The following is an 18,253-nucleotide window of genomic DNA, read 5'->3' on the forward strand; positions in this document are numbered from 1 at the left end:
TAATATATCTGATTTTCTAAAATATCGCAATATTTAAAAGACTAAAAATGATAAATTTTACAAAAACTTTGATGTTTCTACGGTGTCATCTTCTTTCCGGATAATGTAAACTTGATAACACAATCAGGTACTGAAAATTTCAAGGCTACGGAGGTTCGAATGAAAAATCAGACGACATCTATCACGATATTAGAAACCAGTGATGTTCATGGGCATATATTCCCTTACTTATATGGAACGAAGAAAAGAGCAACCGTTGGTTTAGGTAAAATCGCTACCTATATTAGAGAAGTTCGGAGCCAAACCGGCAATGTATTGGTCATTGATAACGGGGATCTCTATCAAGGCACCCCCCTTACTTATTACTATATGAAACAAGCTCGTCATTTGCCAAACCCTTTTGTTTCTATTTTACATGAATTGAATTACGATGCAGCCGTGATTGGCAATCATGAATTCAATTATGGGATGGAACCATTACGTGAAGCTCATCAAGAAGCAGAATATCCTTTTTTGTCCGCTAACATCCTCGATAAGGGGACCATGAAGCCATTGTTCGGACTCCCTTACTTTATCAAAGTGTTCCCAAGTGGGGTGAAAGCCGCTGTACTTGGTGTAACGACACATTATATTCCAAACTGGGAAAACCCCTCTCACATTGTCGATTTGTCATTTGAAGATGCCATTACCACCACCCGGAATTGGGTTTCCCACATTCACAAAGTAGAAAAACCTGACGTGATGATTGTTTCGTATCATGGGGGTTTTGAAAAGGATATTCAATCCGGTTCACCAACTGAACGACAAACTGGAGAAAATCAGGGCTATAAAATTTGCCAGGAAGTAAAGGGAATCGATGTACTGCTGACTGGTCATCAACACAGAAAACTTGCCGGCTCCATCAATGGTGTTTCAATCGTTCAGCCTGGACTGCACGGTGAGAGCATCGGAAAAGTAACGATTGAGTTAAAACGGTACAAGCAAGGATGGTCTATTTTAAGCAAAGAGTCTCAGGTCATTTCAATGGATGGAATTGAGGCCGATCAAAAGGTCCTTTCCATCGCCGGTGATATTGAAAGGAAAACACAAACTTGGCTGGACCAGCCCATTGGTAAGATTGAAGGGAATATGCAAATAGAAGATTCATTCGAGGCTCGTATTAAGGAACATCCATTCATTGAGTTCATCCAGCGTGTCCAAATGGAGGCAACAGACGTTTTCATTTCAGCAACTGCACTATTCAGTGAATCACAGCAGGGACTGCCCAGTATCGTCACATTGAGGGACATCGTGTCTAACTATATTTATCCCAATACTTTAACCGTTCTCGAGCTGAAAGGCAGGGACATACGTCTTGCCCTTGAGCGTTCGGCATCTTATTTTGCTGTAAACCAAGAAGGGGTGCTTAGTGTGAACCCGGATTTTACCACCCCTAAACCTCAGCATTATAATTATGATATGTGGGAAGGAATTGACTATGTACTGAATATCAGCCTTCCAATAGGAGAACGAGTTACCTGCCTCTTCTGCAATGGTGTACCCTTAGCAGAAGAACAGCATTACCAAGTCGTCATGAACAATTATCGTGCAGGAGGCGGCGGAGAATACACCATGTTCAAAAACAAGAAGATCATCAAAGAAATACAAATCGACATGACCGAGTTGATTGCTGATTACTTCCTTAAGCATCAAACCATAAAAGCGGCCTGTAACCACAATTGGAAAGTTGTGGTCGATGAAGAGGGACGGACCTCATTTTGAGGTCCGTCCCTCTTCTTTTTCATAATTCCATATGGATAAGGGAATCTTAGTAATGGAGGTGTTCGACATGGCTAAGCATAAGAAAAATCCTTCCAAGGCTGGAGTGAGTGCAGCAAGCATGAAGGGCGACGCTGGACCTACCGTGGAGATGGCCGGCGGCGGGAAAAGAAACAGTCAAAACAATCAATTTAAGAAGCAACCATAGTGTTTTTCAGTAAAAGCAGCACCTGACCTTTTTGGTTGGGTGCTTTTTTTACGTGGTGTGGTGTGTGATTGGCGTTCATTGGAGATTTAAAGGACTTTGGGATATTTATCAACCGTCATCTAGATATATCAACCGTTATCCATATTTATCGATCGTTGTTTCATTTTATCAACCATATTTTCAATATATCGACCGTTCGACAAATTTCGCCAACCGCAAACACTTTTTCCCTCCCTTCCCAACCACACACACTAATACCCAGGCTTTTCCCCTCCCCATGCAAAAATTAACTTTGCCTTGTCCCCACTTTTACAGTAAACTAAGAATATAAATTTTAAGTTGTCAGACCTCCTACTTTATCATCATCATCAACTAAGGTAGCTCGTCTGTTTTTTAAAGTACAGTAATGATAACGTTTACAGATAAGGAGACTATATAATGAAGCGCAGACTTATGTTTTTTACGATTGGACTTTTTATTTTGACGATGGGGGTTGCCTTGATTATTAAATCTGGCCTGGGTGCTTCTGCCTGGGATGCCCTGGCCGTTGGGGAATCGAATATGTTTGGGATTACGGTTGGAACCGCTGTTTTCATAAATGGGGTTGTACTGATCGGCCTTAATGCTCTTATTTTGAAGAAGAAGCCTGATGTATTGGCTGCGGGGTCCATTCTTGTGATTGGCCTTTTGATTGATTTTTGGTTACTGGTTGTCTTTAATGATTACGCTCCTGAGATGCTGATGAACCAGGTATTCACCCTTGCATCGGGGATTTTGACGATGGGACTTGGGATTGCTATTTACTTGCAGGCTAAATTCCCGGCAAGCCCGATGGATACACTTATGGTGGCCATCCATACGCGCTTCGGATTAAATCTTCGTAATTCGCGAATCATCAGTGAAGGATTTGCCCTGTCACTGGCATTCCTGTTTAAGGGTGATATTGGGATCGGCACAATCATTGTTACGCTTCTATTAGGATTCGTAGTTCAATATAGCTTTCCGATTTTCGAACAGCTCTTTGAGAAAAAATCAATGGGTAAAGCAGCCGTTTCTGCTGATTAATCAATAATAAAAAGCAATCTTCCGAGTGGGAGATTGCTTTTTTATTATTGATAGATTTTGGCTCTTCTGAGCGGGCTCGTGCCCGGATTCAATTGATGTGTTTATGTGGAACTTAATCCCCCTTTAGAATTCAAGAGTTCATTGATACGCTTTCTCTGGCTCTTATTTGCAAGCACATAAAGTGTATCATTTGCTTTGATTACGGTGTCTCCCATTGGAGTGATCAGTTCATTGTTTCGGATAACCGCTGAAATCAATGTTTTCTCAGGGAGATTGATGTCTTTAATCGCCTTGTTTGTAATATAGGCATCGTCGTTAATGAGAACTTCGAGCATTTCATTGTTTGTCTTACCAATTGAAACGAGTTCTATGCTATGAGCGACAGGGGGTCTTTCTTCTCCTGCAAGCTTAAGGTAGTTGGCTAAAGGTGAGATGGTCGTTCCTTGTATCAGAGCGGATAGAAGTACAACGAAAAACACGACGTTGAAGATGACTTCATTGTTTTCGATATTGGCAACCATTGGATACGTTGCTAATACGATTGGTACCGCGCCCTTCAAACCAGCCCAAGAGATGAAGAATTTTTCTTTTATCGAGAAGTTCTTTGCCAGGGCAAGGCTTAAATACACTCCCAGTGGTCTCGCTACGACAATCAGTAGAATCGATAGGACGATTCCTTGCCACGCAATGCTAGGCAAATGCTGAGGGAAAACCAATAAACCCAACAGGATAAACATGACGATTTGCATCATCCAGGCAAATCCTTCATTAAAGCGGACAATCGAATGTCGGTAGGTCAATTCCTGATTTCCGACTACGATCGCCATGATATAGACAGCTAATAGACCGCTCGCTTCAAGTATGCTCGTAAAAGCGTATGTGAAGATAGCCAGTGAAATGGACAGAACTGGATACAACCCGGATGAATCAAGGTTGATCCGATTGATGATCCATACAGATGCCCATCCCAGCACCAGTCCAAGTACCAGCCCCATACCCATTTGCCAAAAAAAGCTTAAAATCAAGGTAGCAGGATTTAATCCGGGAAATTGGATCAATTGCAAAAAAGCTACCGTCAAAAAGATGGCCATCGGGTCGTTACTGCCTGATTCTGCTTCCAGTGTAGAAGAAATTTTCGGTTTGATGTTTTTGTTCCCTAAAACGGAGAAAACAGCTGCAGCGTCCGTTGAACCAACAATAGCTCCAAATAACATCCCTTCCAGCCAGCTTACATCGAGGATGAACTTTGCTGCCACTCCTATCGAAAGTGTGGTCACAATGACTCCAATGGTTGCCAGTGATAATGAAGGTTTATAGACACTTTTCACATTACTCCATTTCGTCTGAAGTCCACCTTCAAACAGGATGATGATTAAAGCAAGTGTTCCGATGAATTGTGTCATTGGAGCATTATCGAAGAAGAAATATGTATTTAAAACCATACCTACGATGATAAATAAAATAAGTGAGGGAACGCCTAACCGTGTGGAGAACTTAGCGGTGACAACACCGACTAAAAGCAAGAGGCCAAGCAGTAAAGTCAAGTTATCAATGGTAATTTCCATTTTATCGCCTCTTATTTCATGAAGATTATTCTCTTTTATTATATAATATTGTGAATAACGTAACAATTAAAAAGCCTTGCCCATGACCGTACTGATCAAAACTTCTGAAATTATGAGCAGGATGAACTCCATCTTCCTCATACTGTTTAGAAGTTGAGCGAAAATCATCGACTCCTGTCTTTTCTGCTTAAAGTTTTACCCATGATGATATATTCATGTGGTACATTCGGAAAGAATCCATCACGAAGGGTTTTCCAGCCTTGAGAATGATAAAAATCAATGGCTGATTGATTATCCTTGCGGGTCGTAAGTAGTGCTCTTTCCTCTCTTCTATTCTGCAATAATATTCCCATCAGTCGTTTTGCAATACCTTTTCCTCTGTAATCGGGATGAACGCCAAGTTCGACCAGTTCCATGCAATTCTCCATCCATTCACGATTCCGGTGTAGATGGCGAGCTAAGAGCTCGTGATAATATTGCCCTTTTTCAGAGGAATATCCATATACGTACCCCGCGACTTCATCACCCACAATAACGAGATATCCTTCAAAATGCGGGTACGTAGAATGACGTTTAAACTGTTGTTCCATGCCTGCAGGATCCACCTCAAAGAGCTGGCAATAAAGCTTGATCATTTTCCTGAAATACTTTCCTCCCACTCGAAACGGGACAATTTTCATTGTTCCCTAACCTCCTTCCCATGATTAAAAATATACAAATAAGACTCCATGAACATCCATAGAGTCTTAATACTATCTACTATTATTATTTCTTCATGACCCCTTTTAGAACAAAGGCGACATTTGCCGGTCTTTCAGCCAGTCTTCTCATGAAGTATCCGTACCAATCCGTACCGTATGGAACGTATACGCGCATTTTATAGCATTCTTTGACCAGTTCATGCTGACGCTCTACACGAATGCCAAAAAGCATTTGAAACTCGAATTGATCACGCGGAATATTGTACTCTTCCACGAGTCTCTTCGTATATTCGATCATCTCATCATCGTGAGTGGCAATAGCCGTATAATTGCCGTTCAACAGGTGAGTTTTAATAATTTTTTTGAAATTATCGTCTACATCCTTCTTCTCGGGAAACGCAACTTCATGTGATTCTTTATAGGCCCCTTTTACTAGACGCAGGTTAGGGGAATACGCATTCAGATCATCCATATCCTTTTCTGTTCTATATAAATAGGCTTGTATTACCGTGCCGATATTATCATACTCAGACTTTAACCGCTTGAAGATATCAATGGTCTTTCCACAGCGGGAATAGTCTTCCATATCAATGGTCACAAATACATTTTGCTTGGTTGCTTCATCAAGAATCAACCTCATGTTCTTCATGACAATCTCTTCGGAAATATCCAACCCCATTGATGTCATCTTCAGGGATAATTGAGATTTCAGGTTTTCTCTCCCGATCGCACGAACAGCCTCTACACATTCCAGGGCCATTTCGTTTGCTTCTCGCTCATTGTCCACAAACTCACCTAAATAGTCGATCGTTACAACAAGATTCTGACTATTCAGTTCACGGATAACCTCAACTGCCTGCAGAATGGAAGATCCTGCAACGAATCGGCCGGCTCCGAAACGCAGGCCATATTTCTTAGCCAGTTTCGTCATCGGTCTATTTTTTGAAAGGAATAAAAAGAAATTACGCATTGCTTGCTCCATGTTGCTTACCCCCTGAAAAAACATATATATCATACTATGAAACCGTTTTCTTTATTGCTAAAAAAGAAAAAGTTCATACTACAATATATCTACCAACATTTTATCACCTTTTAAAGGTTTTGAATATACTTTCAATACTTTCTTAGTAGAATATTATCGGAATTTGTAAATACGTGAATAATCATGTTGGGCATTAGGAAAAATAACCTTTGCCCTATGATTATAAAACTTTCTTAAGGGGTCGTATACAGGGTAATATTACCTATCGACGATACAAAGAAAGGGTATTCAAAGATTGAAAAGGAGGAATAAGAAAATGCAACAACAACCTCAACAAGGAAGCCAGCCACAAGCTTATACTGAACCACCGCAAATGCTTACAACGAAGGATTCTTTATATTTAAATGACATGCTTGCGTGGAATCTTAATGCCATGAAGAAGTGCCATTTTGCAGCAGCTCACTGTCAGGATACTGAGATTAAAGCTGAGTTGGATAAATGCGGACAGATGCATCAACGTCACTACCAACAACTTCTGGCGCATTTGAATACGACTAACCAAAACCAAAACATGATGTAGAAAGGAGTCCCCCATACATGAATCAACAGAATCAACAGAATCAACAAAAAATCCAAAATCCGCAAACACAAGTACCGGAAACGCCACAGATGAATGATCGAGACTTTATTACGGATGTGCTGTCTCACGAGAAATATATGACTGCTTCTTACTGTACAGCCCTGAACGAAGCAAGTCATCAAGCGCTTTATCAGGATCTGCTCACGATTTTTAACGAAACACAAAATGCTCAACGCGAGCTATACAATGAAATGTTCCGCAAAGGCTGGTATAAGCTGGAGGCTGCCGACAGTCAAAAGATTCAACAATCCTATCAGCAGCACCAGCAGTATTCTTCCCAATTTCCTTATGGGTATGGCGGTCAAGTTCAATAATGTCAGAAGGCAGACGCTGGTCTGCCTTTTTTTATTGAAAAATGCGTGCGGGGTGAGGCTTTCGGGATAAGATGGGTCATTTTTGCCGAATTGAAAATAAAGTTTTGAAAGTCGATAATATAAGCTGTAAAGTCGATAATAAATGGGGCGAAGTCGATAATAAACGAGGCAATATCGATAATATATCCCACAAATACGGCTAAAATCTCCCTCTACCTCACCACTTAAGACAAAATCCAATAAAAAAAGCACCCTCTTAAACAAAAAAGGGCACTTTCCACATTAAAATCGTTTACTCTTCATTCTTTTCCCCATTCATTTCCGCGCGATGGGCTTCATTCATCTCTTTTATCTCTCCGACGATCCGCTTCATCTCATCCTTGCCTTCAGGATACAAAGAATTCCAATGCTTCACGAGTGCAGGCATATTTTTCGCGATGAAGGAGTACAGAACGTATTTGGTGACCATTTCTTTCTTATCCGAATCGCTATCACCAACTAAAAGCTCAGTGTATTTTTCTACTAATGCATCAAATTGTTCCTGGAATTCTTTCATTATCTTAAACCTCCTTGTGAATATTGAGCTATGTCCTTTTCACTCGACAGGTTTGCGGACATGTTTTACAACGATACTGCTCCCCATTTTCCAATCTATAGGAGAAGCAACAGGTTTTACGAACACGAACCTTTTCCGTTACAGCTTCAACAATTACTTTTCCACTATAGTAACGTGCCAAAGGATTTTTATGATACTGTCCGAACCAATGACTATTTTCATCAGACAGCAGTTGGCGGAATTGTTCATCGCGGAATTCTCTCATTCCTTCGTTTAAAAGAACATCATCATTTTCGAAAATCCAGAAAACATAGACGGCGATATTTTCCCAAAGAATAAGATTTGACAGCTTTGTCGCTTTCTTTAACGACTGTATCACTCCATTAAGATGATCTCGAAAGAGCGACTGTATAAATTCCTCTTTCTCCCCGGTGGAAGTGAATTCAGTAACGATTTCATCTTTTAAGTAAAACTGTGGCATCCACAATCCACTCTTGTCTCCATCCACCAGGATCAGGTTCTCAGGCTTGAGGTTTAACTTCTTATTCCAATACGTCATTACCATTAATCCCATTGCCGCTATGAAAGCATAGCGTTTCATGAATAAGGACGCTGCTACCTTAAGATCATCTGTCCCAATTGCCGAAAGCCTGCCGGTTAGATAGGCTTTCATATCACTCTCCCCTAAGAAAGAGCTTGCCTCTTCCCCTGTAAAAGCAGGATCCCACTCTCTATGAAAACGATATTTCTTTAGAGTGTCCCACTGTTCCTGGGTGAGGGCATTCATCCCGTTTCACCCACAGCATTCAGAATGCAGCGGCCTTTTCCAAATGGGATGCATAGCGGAGTACCAAACAAAGGATCCCGTGACACCTGACAATCCATATCAAATACATTCTTCACGAGTTCACAGCTGATCACATCTTCAGGCTTCCCTTGGGCATAAATCTGCTTATCACGGATGGCGACAATATTATGGGCATAGCGACAGGCTAAATTAAGATCGTGCAGGACCATGACGATGGTTCGCTGTTCTTTCTCGTTGAGTTCAAATAATAAATCAAGAATTTCAATTTGATGTGTCATATCGAGATAGGTAGTGGGTTCATCCAGCAAAATGATGTCTGTGTCTTGCGCTAAAGTCAACGCAATCCAAGCACGTTGTCTCTGTCCGCCTGAAAGTTCATCCACTTTTCGGTGCTGCAGCTCCTCCATCTTCGTTGCCTTCAGAGCGTCCTGGACAATTTCTTCATCCTTATGGGACCACTGCTTGAGCCATGTCTGGTGAGGGTACCGACCTTGCTTGACCAGCTGCAGGACGGTCAATCCCTCGGGTGCCGTTGGTGATTGAGGGAGAATGGCCATTTTACGAGCGACTTCTTTCGTTGATAAACGAGAGATTGCTTCCCCATCCAGCATAACCGAACCTTGTTTGGGCTTAAGTAATCTGGCAATGGAACGAAGAAGAGTGGATTTACCGCAGCCATTTCCGCCGATGAAGACAGAAATCTCCCCTTTTGGAATATCAATATTCAGTTCATCAATGATCGTTCGTTCCCCGTAAGATAGAGTTAAATCCTTCGTTTGTAAAATGTCACTCATTAATGGCCAACTCCTTTAAGAATTTCTTGTTTTAAATAATAGATAGATAAAATAAGGTGCTCCTATCGCTGCGGTAAATACACCGGCTGGAACCTCCAAAGGCAGGAATAATGTCCGGCCGATCAGATCTGCCACCATCACGAGAATACCACCTATAAAAGCGGCAGTCGGAAGTAACGCACCGAAAGATGATCCTACCATTCTTCTTGCCATATGGGGAGCCATCAGACCTACAAAGCCGATCCCCCCTGCAAAGGCAACCGCACCACCCACTAGAGCCGTTGACATAAGGAGAAGTAAAAAGCGTTGTCTCTGAACGTTCCCTCCAACACTTGTAGCGATCTCTTCCCCAAGTTCCTGTATATTCAATTGACGGGTGATAAAAAAGCTCAACACTATAAAAATCAGGCTCCATGGAAGCAGAATCCACACATCCTGCCAGTCGGATCCGTTAACGGTACCTGTAATCCATATATTTGCTTGACTCGCTCTATATATAGGGCCGAGGATCATAAGCAATGTAGTCAATGCTTGTGTCAAAGCTGATATCCCGATTCCGATCAATACGAGCCTGACTGGGGATACACCTTTTCTCCATGCCAAGAAATAGACTAAAAAGGCAATGACAGCTGCACCGATAAATGCTGCAACAGGCATCCATTTTATACTGACCATCAAGGTATTATCATCGTTACTGAAAAGGGTCAGGAAAGCGACGACCGCCGCACCCGCTCCTCCGGTGATCCCGATTATATCCGGGGAAGCCAACGGATTTCGGATCATTCCTTGCAAAATCCCGCCTGCAACGGCCAATGCCATCCCGGCGAGCAGAGCAATGATTATCCTTGGAAGTCGAAATGATGTAACAACAAGCTGTTCTAAACTTGTTCCGCCTCCAAAGAAGACGCTTACGACCTTCCATGGTGCAATTTTCAAGTCACCAATTCCTGTACTCATAATAAGGACGAGTAAAGTGATGACGCCTAATATCATGATTTTCTTCATTGCTGATATATCAACGAGCATAGAAACCCGGTCCTTGAGCCAGCGTTTCCCAATAAACTTATTCATCGGTTAAAACCCCTTCCTTGCAACGTACACGAAGAATGGTGCGCCAATAATGGCTGTCATAACACCAACCGGCACCTCCTGGGGCATAATGATGTATCGGGCTCCAATGTCAGCTGCCAATAATAAAATCGCTCCGAGCAATCCTGAGTAAGGGATCAACCAGCGATGATCCACCCCGATGATTTTTCTCGCAAGATGGGGGATGACAATTCCGATAAAGCCGATTGGTCCAGCAATGGCTACAGAACCACCTGCCAAAAGCACAACCACAAGTAATGCGATAAATTTAATCAAGGCTGTTTTAAGTCCCAATCCTTTGGCAACATCTTCTCCCATGGCAAGTATATTCATTTTTCCTGCCAACATGAGAGCAAGGATCCATCCTGCCACGATATAAGGAAATACTCCGGATAAAATGTCCAGGCTTCTTCCTTGAACAGATCCTGCAAGCCAGAACAAAACCTGCTCTAATGCTGCTTCATTCAGTACAAGCAAACCCTGTGTGAATGAAGAGAACATCGCCGTTATGGCAGCCCCTGCCAACGTCAGCTTCATGGGAGTCAAGCCGTTATTCCCGACGGAGCTGATGACATACACTCCGACGGCAGCAAGTCCGGCTCCCAGAAACGCCAGCCACGTAAAGGATTGAAGGTTGGTTACACCAAATAACGTAACCGCCACTACCACCATAAAGGCACCACCGGCATTAATCCCGAAAATACCGGGGGATGCCAAAGGATTCTTGGTCAAAGTCTGCATCAGGACTCCTGAAATGGCAAGGGATGCCCCTACTGTCGCCGCGATAAGTGCACGTGGTAATCGGATTGTCTGGAGCACGATATGCTCCGTCGATCCATCCGGGTTGGTAAACGCTTCAAGAGCTAATCTCCACGACGTATCCGTATACCCGTAGACAATGCTGATTCCAATACACGCTATGAGTATAAGAATGGTTCCTATAAACAGAAGAAATTGTTTTTGAGTTTTCATTATGTGTTAACCTTTCTATCCCTAATTGAAATCCAATAAGGAAAGGAAAATCTATTCATGTTCACGTTCTTTTCTTTCATTACTATTTTAAAGAAGAATGAAACAACCGTCAATGATTTTGAAAATCATTATCATTTAAGTATTGACAATGAAAACCTTCTCATCTAATATAAAAAGTGTAATTGATAATCATTATCAACCATATAATATTTCAGGAGGATTCATACATATGAAATTAAGAAGTTTGTTATCTTTATTCGTTATCGCTTCACTTCTATTCTTAGCAGCTTGCGGTAATAAAGAAGAAGAAAAAGAAGGTTCTACAGGGAACGATGATAAAAAAGAAGAAACCTACACAGTGGAACACGCAATGGGTACGGCTGAAATCGAAGGAACTCCTAAGAAGGTTGTCATCCTTACAAATGAAGGAACAGAGGCTCTTCTCTCTATGGGCGTGACTCCTGTTGGTGCCGTACAATCCTGGACAGGTGATCCTTGGTATGATCATATTGCCGACGATATGAAAGACGTTGAAGTGGTCGGGACTGAAAGTGAATTAAACATGGAAGCCATTGCAAAACTTCAACCGGATCTTATTATCGGGAACAAAATGCGTCAAGAGGAACAATACAATCAGCTGAAAGACATCGCTCCAACGGTGATGGCTGAAACATTACGAGGTAACTGGAAAGAGAACTTTGAATTATACGCTAAAGCACTGAACAAAGAAGAAAAAGGTCAAGAAGTTTTAGCCGAGTATGACCAGCGAATTGAAGATCTTAAAGGTAAGCTTGGAGACAAGCTGAATCAGAAAGTTTCTATGGTCCGCTTTTTAGCAGGTGACGTACGTATCTACCATAAAGATTCATTCTCAGGTGTGATCCTGGATCAATTAGGGTTTGCCCGTCCTGAAGGCCAGGATGTTGACGACTTTGCTGAAAAAGGTGTGACAAAAGAACGCATCCCGGCAATGGATGGAGATGTGTTATTCTACTTCACTTATGAAACGGGTGATGGAGAAGCGAACAAGCTGGCTGAGGAGTGGCTGAACGATCCTCTATTCCAAAATCTTGAAGTAGCAAAACAAGACAAGGTATATGAAGTAAGTGATGCAATCTGGAACACAGCAGGTGGAGTCGTGGCTGCAAATGCAATGCTTGATGATATCGAGAAGTTTTTCCTGGAGCAGGAATAGCCAAATGAGACTGGATAAGGGATCTCCCTTGTCCAGTCTTTTTTATTTCATTCCCGATCCGGATTGATCCAATTCTAACACATTTCCCCCTTTACATTCAGCAGCTCTTAACGTTTTTTCCCACTTCCCCCATCAAATATCATAATTCTCCTATTTTCGGAAACACTACAGTATAGACCATACATCGAACATGAGGGATTAGTATGTTTCCATTCTTTAGAAATAAGAAAAACACCGATAACACGAAGAATAAACAAACCTATGAAAGCTTTAAGCAGGAAGCTGAAAAATCGGCTGACTATAAACAAGCCTTTTATCAGAACCCTCATACAGGGGCCAAATTCAGCCTGCATTTCATTACCACCCTGATTGATGGGAAGATTCTGCAGGAGGATGTTCTTCCCTCCTTACTTTCAAAAGATTTTCATTCATTTGATGACTTAAAGACGTTAGTTCCTGTCCTGGATATAGAAGTATCCAAGGATGAAGCTCAAATTGAACAAAAACTTTTTAACGGATATACCTTGTTAACGATGGATGCCTCTAACCGGAAATTCGCCTTCATCGCTACGAAGAATGAAATGGGAAGAAAGGTTTCGCAACCGGAAGTGGAATTCAGTGTGGTTGGTCCGAAAGAGGCCTTTGTGGAATCTCTCAGTGACAACCTTAATCTGCTCCGAAAACGTCTTCCTATTAAAGAGCTATTAGTAGAAGAATTCAACCTCGGAAAACTGACTCACACGAGAGTTGCTTTAGTCTATCTTGATGGTTTAGTGGATGAAGCCAATGTGAATACGATGCGTCAACGTTTACGAGCCGTGGATTTTGATCAAATCATGGACAGTTCATTTATTGAACAGCTCATTGCCGATAATAGTAATTCCCCCTTCCCCCAGCTATTGGATTCAGAACGACCCGATCGTGTCGCTTCTGTACTGGTAGAAGGGAAAGTAGCCGTGATGGTGGATGGATCTCCTCACGCATTGATAGGACCCACAACACTCGTCGAGTTTTTTAATGCCTATGAGGATTACTTCTTGAATTTCTCGATTGCTTCATTCCTCCGTCTAGTGAGGGTTTTTGCAGTAGGGTTTTCGATTTTGATTACACCGATTTACGTTGCTGCCCTGACGTATCATTATGAACTCATTCCAAAGGATTTAATGGCCACTCTTGTGACATCGAGACAAGAAATTCCTTTGCCTCCTATATTAGAGGCGCTATTTCTCGAATTAACGATTGAATTACTGCGTGAGGCAGGAGCACGTCTTCCAACCAAAGTTGGTCAAACCATCGGTATCGTTGGAGGAATCGTAATCGGGACCGCGTCCGTAGAGGCGGGGATTACAAGTAATGTACTTCTCATATTAGTTGCCCTTGCTGCGCTTGCTTCCTTTACGACTCCCGTGTACCGAATGGGTAATACGATTCGTTTGCTCCGATTCCCTTTCTTGTTGTTCGCACAACTATGGGGATTATTAGGAATCGTCTTCTGTTTCTGTTTACTTATGGGGCATTTATTACAATTAACCTCACTGGGAAGACCGTTCCTGGAGCCGCTCTATCCTCCGAGAATGAAGGACCTGAAAGACGCTCTGATTCGGTTCCCATTTAATAAACAAGCTGGACGTCCAGAATATTTAAGAACGAAAAAACCTTACCGGTTCCGCCCATCTGAAGGAAAGAAAAAGCTGGATATAGATGAATAAAGGTCGGAGGTGATCAGATGCTAACCATTCCAGATAGAAGAAAAATATCCCCATTCCTTGTTTTCTTTCTTATACATTCCATTCAAGTCGGGGCAGGTGTTCTGGGGTTCCAACGAATCATTTCGATGAATGCGGGGTATGATGGTTGGATTTCTGTCATCCTGGCAGGTATCTTTACTCATGTTCTCATGTTCATTATGTACTTAATTTTAGAAAAGTCCGGAGGGGACCTTGTATCTGCTCACACTCTGGCTTTTGGAAAGTGGATTGGAAATATATTTAATTTGTTATTCACCCTCTACTTCAGTTTGCTGGTCATAACGATTATGAGGACGTATATCGAGGTATTGCAAGTATGGATGTATCCCCGATTAAGCACGTTTATGTTTGCATTGTTTTTCTTGATCCTTGTCTTCTATATCGTGAATGGTGGAGTCCGTACCATTGCAGGTACAGCTTTTTTTGGAACTGTACTACCCAGTTATCTGATTTTAACCTTTGCATTTACATTTAAATACGCAGATTTCCGAAACGTTTTACCGGTATTTGATCACACCATCAAAGATATCTTAATCTCAACCAAAAATATGTCACTTACTTATCTGGGATACGAAGCCATACTGATGCTCTATCCTTATATTAAAGATGCGAAAAAGTCTCAAAAATATGCTCATTGGGCGCTTTTTACAACTACCATCATATACACTTTGATCGCCATCATTTCGTTTGCATTTTTCAGTCAAAAGCAATTAGAAAAAACCGTCTGGGCCACCCTTTCCATGTGGAAGATTGTTGAAATGCCCTTTGTTGAACGCTTTGAATATATCGGAATCGCTAATTGGTGCTTAGTCATTCTGCCAAACGTGTGCATCTCTCTCTGGTGTGCCAGCAGGACCATTAAGCGTATGACTCCCTTAAGACATCGGCATGCCTTGGTCATTATTTGTATTCTCTGTTTATGTACCTTAACTTTTATCACTGACCGAAAACAGGTTAATTTCTTGAATACGATTTCAGGACAAATCGGTTTTTATTTCAACTTTTTTTACATACCTGCTCTCTTAGTACTGGTGACTATCATGAAGAAGGTGAGACAAAAAAAATGAAAAAATCCTTGATCCTCTTCCTCATTTGTTCATTGTTCCTCACAGGATGCGTAGAAAAGGAGATTCTCGACGATTTATATGTTGAAACTGGAAAAGCTTATGATTATGTAGGTGAGAATAAAATTAGAGGGACCGCACTGTTCCCCATTTATTTATCCGATAAATCCATCCAAAACGGAACGCTATCCGCGGAAGCATCATCCACACGGGAAGTGCTGGAGAAATTAGAAAGAAGAGCGCAACAGCCCCTTGTAAGAGGAAGCTTGGATGTCGTGTTGATAGGAGAAAAACTGGCAAAGAAAGGAATCATCGATATTGGAGACTCCCTCCAAAGAGACGCCAGTGTTGGCGCAAGGCTATATGTAACGGTAGTAGAAGGAGAAGCAGGTGACCTGATTAAAGGGAACTATGGCTTAAGGGGCAATGGAACGTATATTTCTAACCTGATTACACATAACATTCAACGAAGAGAGTTACCGGAAACAAATTTACATTTATTTCTATTTAATTATTTCCAAGAAGGACAAACAGCCTATCTCCCTATATTGAAGCAGCTTTCTAATGAAAGTATAGCGATTACAGGTGTTGCCCTCTTCGATAAAGATAAAATGGTCAAAAAGATTCCTTCTGAAGATATGTTTTTCTTTAAATTATTAGTGGATAAACTTGCTGAAGGAAGCCATGTCATCAAAATGGGGAAAAAGCCTGGAGCTGCGGAAGAAACGGTTGAGGCTTCTGTAACGAGTCTGATTTCAAAGCACAAAATTATCATCAAACATAAAGCTGATCCTGTTGAAGTGACAATGAGAATCAAGGTCAGGGGAATTGTCAGAGAGTATACCGGAAAAAAATTGACACCTGATAAAGTGGGAGAAGTTGAGAAAAAAATGGAAAAAGATATTGAAGAAAAATGCTTAACCATGCTGAAGGAATTTCAGGAATTAGGCATAGACCCGGTCGGCATCGGTCAAAATCAAAAGCACGGGGTACGTGGATTTGATATTAAAGAATGGAAAGAAAGCATTTATCCCCGTGCAAAATTCAATGTGGACGCAAAGGTTCAGATCTTAGAAGCAGGTACGGTTGAATAACATCATAAAGAAAGGCTCCCAATTATCAGGAGCCTTTCTTCTTTATTTCAGTTGAATAACACGTTTGTTCTCTGCACTTTCTTTACATGCTTCAATGATTTTGATCACATGTAAAGCATCCTCAGGTTTCACGGGTAGAGGATTGTTTTCCCTTAATGTCCCATATATCCCCAGATAGAACTGAGTGTAATCCCCCTTTTCAGAAGGGATGACTTCTGAGGTCACTTCTTCACCAGACAGAGTTGTCAGAGTACCCCAGTACTCTTCATCTTCCATTCCCCACTCTTCATCAAGAGGGTTTCTGCCAGCTTTCAAATCATCTTCCTGACGATCCATTCCGTGCTTCACGTAGCTACCCTGTAATCCATGAACCTGATAGCGGGGTCCGGGATCAAGGACTATAGAACGGGAGTACAGTTGCACTCTCAATACGTCATACCCGAGTGTAATGTGGAAATAGTCTTCCGCTTTTTCCGGATTTCTCTGCGGGAACACATCTGCCAGCACCCATTTTGGTGTTCCAAACAGGGTGAGTGCTTGATCAAGGAGGTGAGAACCCAAATCATATAACACACCCGCTCCCTCGATTTTATTTTCTTTCCAACGATCTTTAATAGTCGGGCGAAAACGGTCGAAGTGGGCTTCATATGTATAGATTTGTCCTAAAGCATCTTCTTGGAGTAACTTTTGGATGGTTAAAAAGTCGGCATCCCATCGTCTGTTATGGAAGACAGAAAGATGCAAGCCTCTCTCTTTCGCTAAAGTCAGCAGCTCTTCCCCTTCCACACTATTCGTCACAAATGGCTTCTCTACCACGACATGTTTATCAGCTAGTAAAGCCTCCTTAATCATGGAATAGTGCAGATGGTTTGGCGTTGTAATCACAACTAATTCAATGTCTTGTTGAAGTAAATCGTCAAGGGATGAAACCACAGTAGCACCCTCAATGTCCATCAGCACTTTCTCTTCATCAGAAGAAAGCACCGCTTCGATATGAAATTCCTCCAAGCGGGAAAGTAACGGGCGATGAAAGCTTTGTCCTGAAAAACCGTATCCTACTAATCCAACTTTAATCGGTTGCATAATGTCACCTTTTTCTTTCAAAATGTATTCCCATATTATCATGTACAAGTTCAGGCGAAAAATGATTTGTTTTACAATTGATCGATTGTTTGTATAAAATAATGAAAGGCTCTTTTCGCAAAGTTTGTGGTTATCTTAAGGAAGAAAGTAGTAGTTGATTTCCGCTACAGGATGCTCGCTTTCCGCGGGGCTGGCGGTGAGCCTCCTCGGCAGCGCCTCCGGGGTCTCACCTGTCCAGCTATTCCCGCAGGAGTCGATCATCCTGCAGCGAGAATCAACTTTCAGAGCATGTACCCTTAAAAGAAATGAGTAAATACAAAAATTTTAGCAAACAAACTCATTAAAGGTGAGTAGCGAGCATTTTTTAAAAAAATAGAAGAACTTTGTTTTCTACTAAATTTTCTTTTAACACCCTTTAGCTCTGTCACCAAAATCTCTTATAGATGGTGAGGGGAACTGCGCAGACTCCTGCGGAAGTACGGGCGTGCCGAGACCCCGGAAGCGAAGCTGAGGAGGCTCGGCCGAACGTCCGCGGAAAGCGAAGCAGTTCCCCTCACCATACAGCACATACTAATTGACAGAGCTCAAGCAGACCTTATGTTAAAAAGCAACAATCT

At 41.8% G+C, this 18,253-nt stretch carries 18 protein-coding genes; 9 read left to right on the forward strand and 9 right to left on the reverse strand.

The features are described from left to right. Nucleotides 1–159 precede the first annotated feature (159 nt). The 3 genes from ACQKFO_RS12735 to ACQKFO_RS12745 all read left to right on the forward strand — a co-directional run bounded on the left by ACQKFO_RS12735 (nucleotide 160) and on the right by ACQKFO_RS12745 (nucleotide 3,031). A complete protein-coding gene (locus tag ACQKFO_RS12735; protein WP_427599083.1) occupies nucleotides 160–1,761 on the forward strand; it encodes a bifunctional metallophosphatase/5'-nucleotidase in 1,602 nt (533 codons plus the stop codon). Between the two features lie 67 nt (nucleotides 1,762–1,828). After that, nucleotides 1,829–1,966, forward strand: coding sequence for a YuzL family protein (locus ACQKFO_RS12740; RefSeq protein ID WP_427599084.1), 138 nt, complete (start codon nucleotides 1,829–1,831; stop codon nucleotides 1,964–1,966). A gap of 438 nt (nucleotides 1,967–2,404) precedes the next feature. After that, on the forward strand, nucleotides 2,405–3,031 hold the full coding sequence (locus ACQKFO_RS12745) for a YczE/YyaS/YitT family protein (protein WP_427599085.1): 627 nt from the start codon (nucleotides 2,405–2,407) through the stop codon (nucleotides 3,029–3,031). A gap of 101 nt (nucleotides 3,032–3,132) precedes the next feature. On the opposite strand, the gene ACQKFO_RS12750 is transcribed toward ACQKFO_RS12745, so the two are convergent. The 3 genes from ACQKFO_RS12750 to ACQKFO_RS12760 all read right to left on the reverse strand — a co-directional run bounded on the left by ACQKFO_RS12750 (nucleotide 3,133) and on the right by ACQKFO_RS12760 (nucleotide 6,279). Continuing rightward, nucleotides 3,133–4,596, reverse strand: coding sequence for a potassium/proton antiporter (locus ACQKFO_RS12750; protein WP_427599087.1), 1,464 nt, complete (start codon nucleotides 4,594–4,596; stop codon nucleotides 3,133–3,135). 164 nt (nucleotides 4,597–4,760) lie between these two features. Next, a complete protein-coding gene (locus ACQKFO_RS12755) occupies nucleotides 4,761–5,276 on the reverse strand; it encodes a GNAT family N-acetyltransferase (protein ID WP_427599088.1) in 516 nt (171 codons plus the stop codon). A gap of 85 nt (nucleotides 5,277–5,361) precedes the next feature. Next, nucleotides 5,362–6,279, reverse strand: coding sequence for a proline dehydrogenase family protein (locus ACQKFO_RS12760; protein WP_427599089.1), 918 nt, complete (start codon nucleotides 6,277–6,279; stop codon nucleotides 5,362–5,364). Nucleotides 6,280–6,595: 316 nt separating this feature from the next. Here ACQKFO_RS12760 and ACQKFO_RS12765 point away from each other — a divergent pair, with 316 nt between their 5' ends. Together ACQKFO_RS12765 and ACQKFO_RS12770 are read left to right on the forward strand one after the other, a co-directional pair. Beyond that, complete coding sequence (locus ACQKFO_RS12765; protein WP_113969038.1) at nucleotides 6,596–6,859, forward strand: hypothetical protein; 264 nt, start codon at nucleotides 6,596–6,598, stop codon at nucleotides 6,857–6,859. 17 nt (nucleotides 6,860–6,876) lie between these two features. Next, a complete protein-coding gene (locus ACQKFO_RS12770) occupies nucleotides 6,877–7,233 on the forward strand; it encodes a spore coat protein (protein ID WP_427599090.1) in 357 nt (118 codons plus the stop codon). A gap of 292 nt (nucleotides 7,234–7,525) precedes the next feature. Here ACQKFO_RS12770 and ACQKFO_RS12775 read toward each other — a convergent pair whose 3' ends face one another. The 5 genes from ACQKFO_RS12775 to ACQKFO_RS12795 are packed head-to-tail and all read right to left on the reverse strand — an operon-like array spanning nucleotide 7,526 to nucleotide 11,452. Further along, nucleotides 7,526–7,792 (reverse strand): DUF2573 family protein, encoded by a 267-nt coding sequence (locus ACQKFO_RS12775; RefSeq protein ID WP_427599510.1) that lies wholly within the window; start codon nucleotides 7,790–7,792, stop codon nucleotides 7,526–7,528. A gap of 25 nt (nucleotides 7,793–7,817) precedes the next feature. Beyond that, nucleotides 7,818–8,576 carry a siderophore-iron reductase FhuF gene (gene fhuF, locus ACQKFO_RS12780; protein ID WP_427599091.1) on the reverse strand — a complete coding sequence of 253 codons (759 nt, stop codon included), beginning with the start codon at nucleotides 8,574–8,576 and terminating at the stop codon, nucleotides 7,818–7,820. Then, nucleotides 8,573–9,391 (reverse strand): ABC transporter ATP-binding protein, encoded by an 819-nt coding sequence (locus tag ACQKFO_RS12785; protein WP_427599092.1) that lies wholly within the window; start codon nucleotides 9,389–9,391, stop codon nucleotides 8,573–8,575. The genes fhuF and ACQKFO_RS12785 overlap by 4 nt, the downstream gene beginning before the upstream one ends. 15 nt (nucleotides 9,392–9,406) lie before the next feature. After that, nucleotides 9,407–10,462 (reverse strand): FecCD family ABC transporter permease, encoded by a 1,056-nt coding sequence (locus ACQKFO_RS12790; protein WP_148970084.1) that lies wholly within the window; start codon nucleotides 10,460–10,462, stop codon nucleotides 9,407–9,409. A 3-nt stretch (nucleotides 10,463–10,465) separates the two neighbouring features. Beyond that, the gene (locus tag ACQKFO_RS12795; protein WP_427599093.1) at nucleotides 10,466–11,452 is read right to left on the reverse strand and encodes a FecCD family ABC transporter permease; all 987 of its coding nucleotides are present in this window, start codon (nucleotides 11,450–11,452) and stop codon (nucleotides 10,466–10,468) included. A gap of 229 nt (nucleotides 11,453–11,681) precedes the next feature. Between ACQKFO_RS12795 and ACQKFO_RS12800 the strand changes: the two genes are divergently transcribed. The 4 genes from ACQKFO_RS12800 (at nucleotide 11,682) to ACQKFO_RS12815 (ending at nucleotide 16,553) form a co-directional block, all read left to right on the forward strand. Then, nucleotides 11,682–12,647, forward strand: coding sequence for an ABC transporter substrate-binding protein (locus ACQKFO_RS12800; protein WP_427599095.1), 966 nt, complete (start codon nucleotides 11,682–11,684; stop codon nucleotides 12,645–12,647). A gap of 203 nt (nucleotides 12,648–12,850) precedes the next feature. Then, nucleotides 12,851–14,356 (forward strand): spore germination protein, encoded by a 1,506-nt coding sequence (locus ACQKFO_RS12805; RefSeq protein ID WP_148995294.1) that lies wholly within the window; start codon nucleotides 12,851–12,853, stop codon nucleotides 14,354–14,356. A 17-nt stretch (nucleotides 14,357–14,373) separates the two neighbouring features. Beyond that, nucleotides 14,374–15,462, forward strand: a complete 1,089-nt coding sequence (locus tag ACQKFO_RS12810) for a GerAB/ArcD/ProY family transporter (protein WP_427599097.1) — start codon at nucleotides 14,374–14,376, stop codon at nucleotides 15,460–15,462. Beyond that, a complete protein-coding gene (locus tag ACQKFO_RS12815) occupies nucleotides 15,459–16,553 on the forward strand; it encodes a Ger(x)C family spore germination protein (RefSeq protein ID WP_427599098.1) in 1,095 nt (364 codons plus the stop codon). The genes ACQKFO_RS12810 and ACQKFO_RS12815 overlap by 4 nt, the downstream gene beginning before the upstream one ends. A gap of 42 nt (nucleotides 16,554–16,595) precedes the next feature. On the opposite strand, the gene ACQKFO_RS12820 is transcribed toward ACQKFO_RS12815, so the two are convergent. Beyond that, nucleotides 16,596–17,636, reverse strand: coding sequence for an oxidoreductase (locus ACQKFO_RS12820; protein WP_427599512.1), 1,041 nt, complete (start codon nucleotides 17,634–17,636; stop codon nucleotides 16,596–16,598). Nucleotides 17,637–18,253 lie beyond the last annotated feature (617 nt).

Source organism: Rossellomorea sp. NPDC071047, assembly GCF_050270195.1.
GTDB lineage: Bacteria > Bacillota > Bacilli > Bacillales > Bacillaceae_B > Rossellomorea.

Coding starts and splice junctions, on each gene's coding strand:
- ACQKFO_RS12765 (WP_113969038.1), top strand. CDS start 6,596: ATGCAACAACAACCTCAACAAGGAAGCCAGCCACAAGCTTATACTGAA.
- ACQKFO_RS12760 (WP_427599089.1), bottom strand. CDS start 6,279: ATGGAGCAAGCAATGCGTAATTTCTTTTTATTCCTTTCAAAAAATAGA.
- ACQKFO_RS12770 (WP_427599090.1), top strand. CDS start 6,877: ATGAATCAACAGAATCAACAGAATCAACAAAAAATCCAAAATCCGCAA.
- ACQKFO_RS12820 (WP_427599512.1), bottom strand. CDS start 17,636: ATGCAACCGATTAAAGTTGGATTAGTAGGATACGGTTTTTCAGGACAA.
- ACQKFO_RS12735 (WP_427599083.1), top strand. CDS start 160: ATGAAAAATCAGACGACATCTATCACGATATTAGAAACCAGTGATGTT.
- ACQKFO_RS12755 (WP_427599088.1), bottom strand. CDS start 5,276: ATGAAAATTGTCCCGTTTCGAGTGGGAGGAAAGTATTTCAGGAAAATG.
- ACQKFO_RS12790 (WP_148970084.1), bottom strand. CDS start 10,462: ATGAATAAGTTTATTGGGAAACGCTGGCTCAAGGACCGGGTTTCTATG.
- ACQKFO_RS12810 (WP_427599097.1), top strand. CDS start 14,374: ATGCTAACCATTCCAGATAGAAGAAAAATATCCCCATTCCTTGTTTTC.
- ACQKFO_RS12795 (WP_427599093.1), bottom strand. CDS start 11,452: ATGAAAACTCAAAAACAATTTCTTCTGTTTATAGGAACCATTCTTATA.
- ACQKFO_RS12785 (WP_427599092.1), bottom strand. CDS start 9,391: ATGAGTGACATTTTACAAACGAAGGATTTAACTCTATCTTACGGGGAA.
- ACQKFO_RS12815 (WP_427599098.1), top strand. CDS start 15,459: ATGAAAAAATCCTTGATCCTCTTCCTCATTTGTTCATTGTTCCTCACA.
- ACQKFO_RS12740 (WP_427599084.1), top strand. CDS start 1,829: ATGGCTAAGCATAAGAAAAATCCTTCCAAGGCTGGAGTGAGTGCAGCA.
- ACQKFO_RS12745 (WP_427599085.1), top strand. CDS start 2,405: ATGAAGCGCAGACTTATGTTTTTTACGATTGGACTTTTTATTTTGACG.
- fhuF (WP_427599091.1), bottom strand. CDS start 8,576: ATGAATGCCCTCACCCAGGAACAGTGGGACACTCTAAAGAAATATCGT.
- ACQKFO_RS12800 (WP_427599095.1), top strand. CDS start 11,682: ATGAAATTAAGAAGTTTGTTATCTTTATTCGTTATCGCTTCACTTCTA.
- ACQKFO_RS12805 (WP_148995294.1), top strand. CDS start 12,851: ATGTTTCCATTCTTTAGAAATAAGAAAAACACCGATAACACGAAGAAT.
- ACQKFO_RS12750 (WP_427599087.1), bottom strand. CDS start 4,596: ATGGAAATTACCATTGATAACTTGACTTTACTGCTTGGCCTCTTGCTT.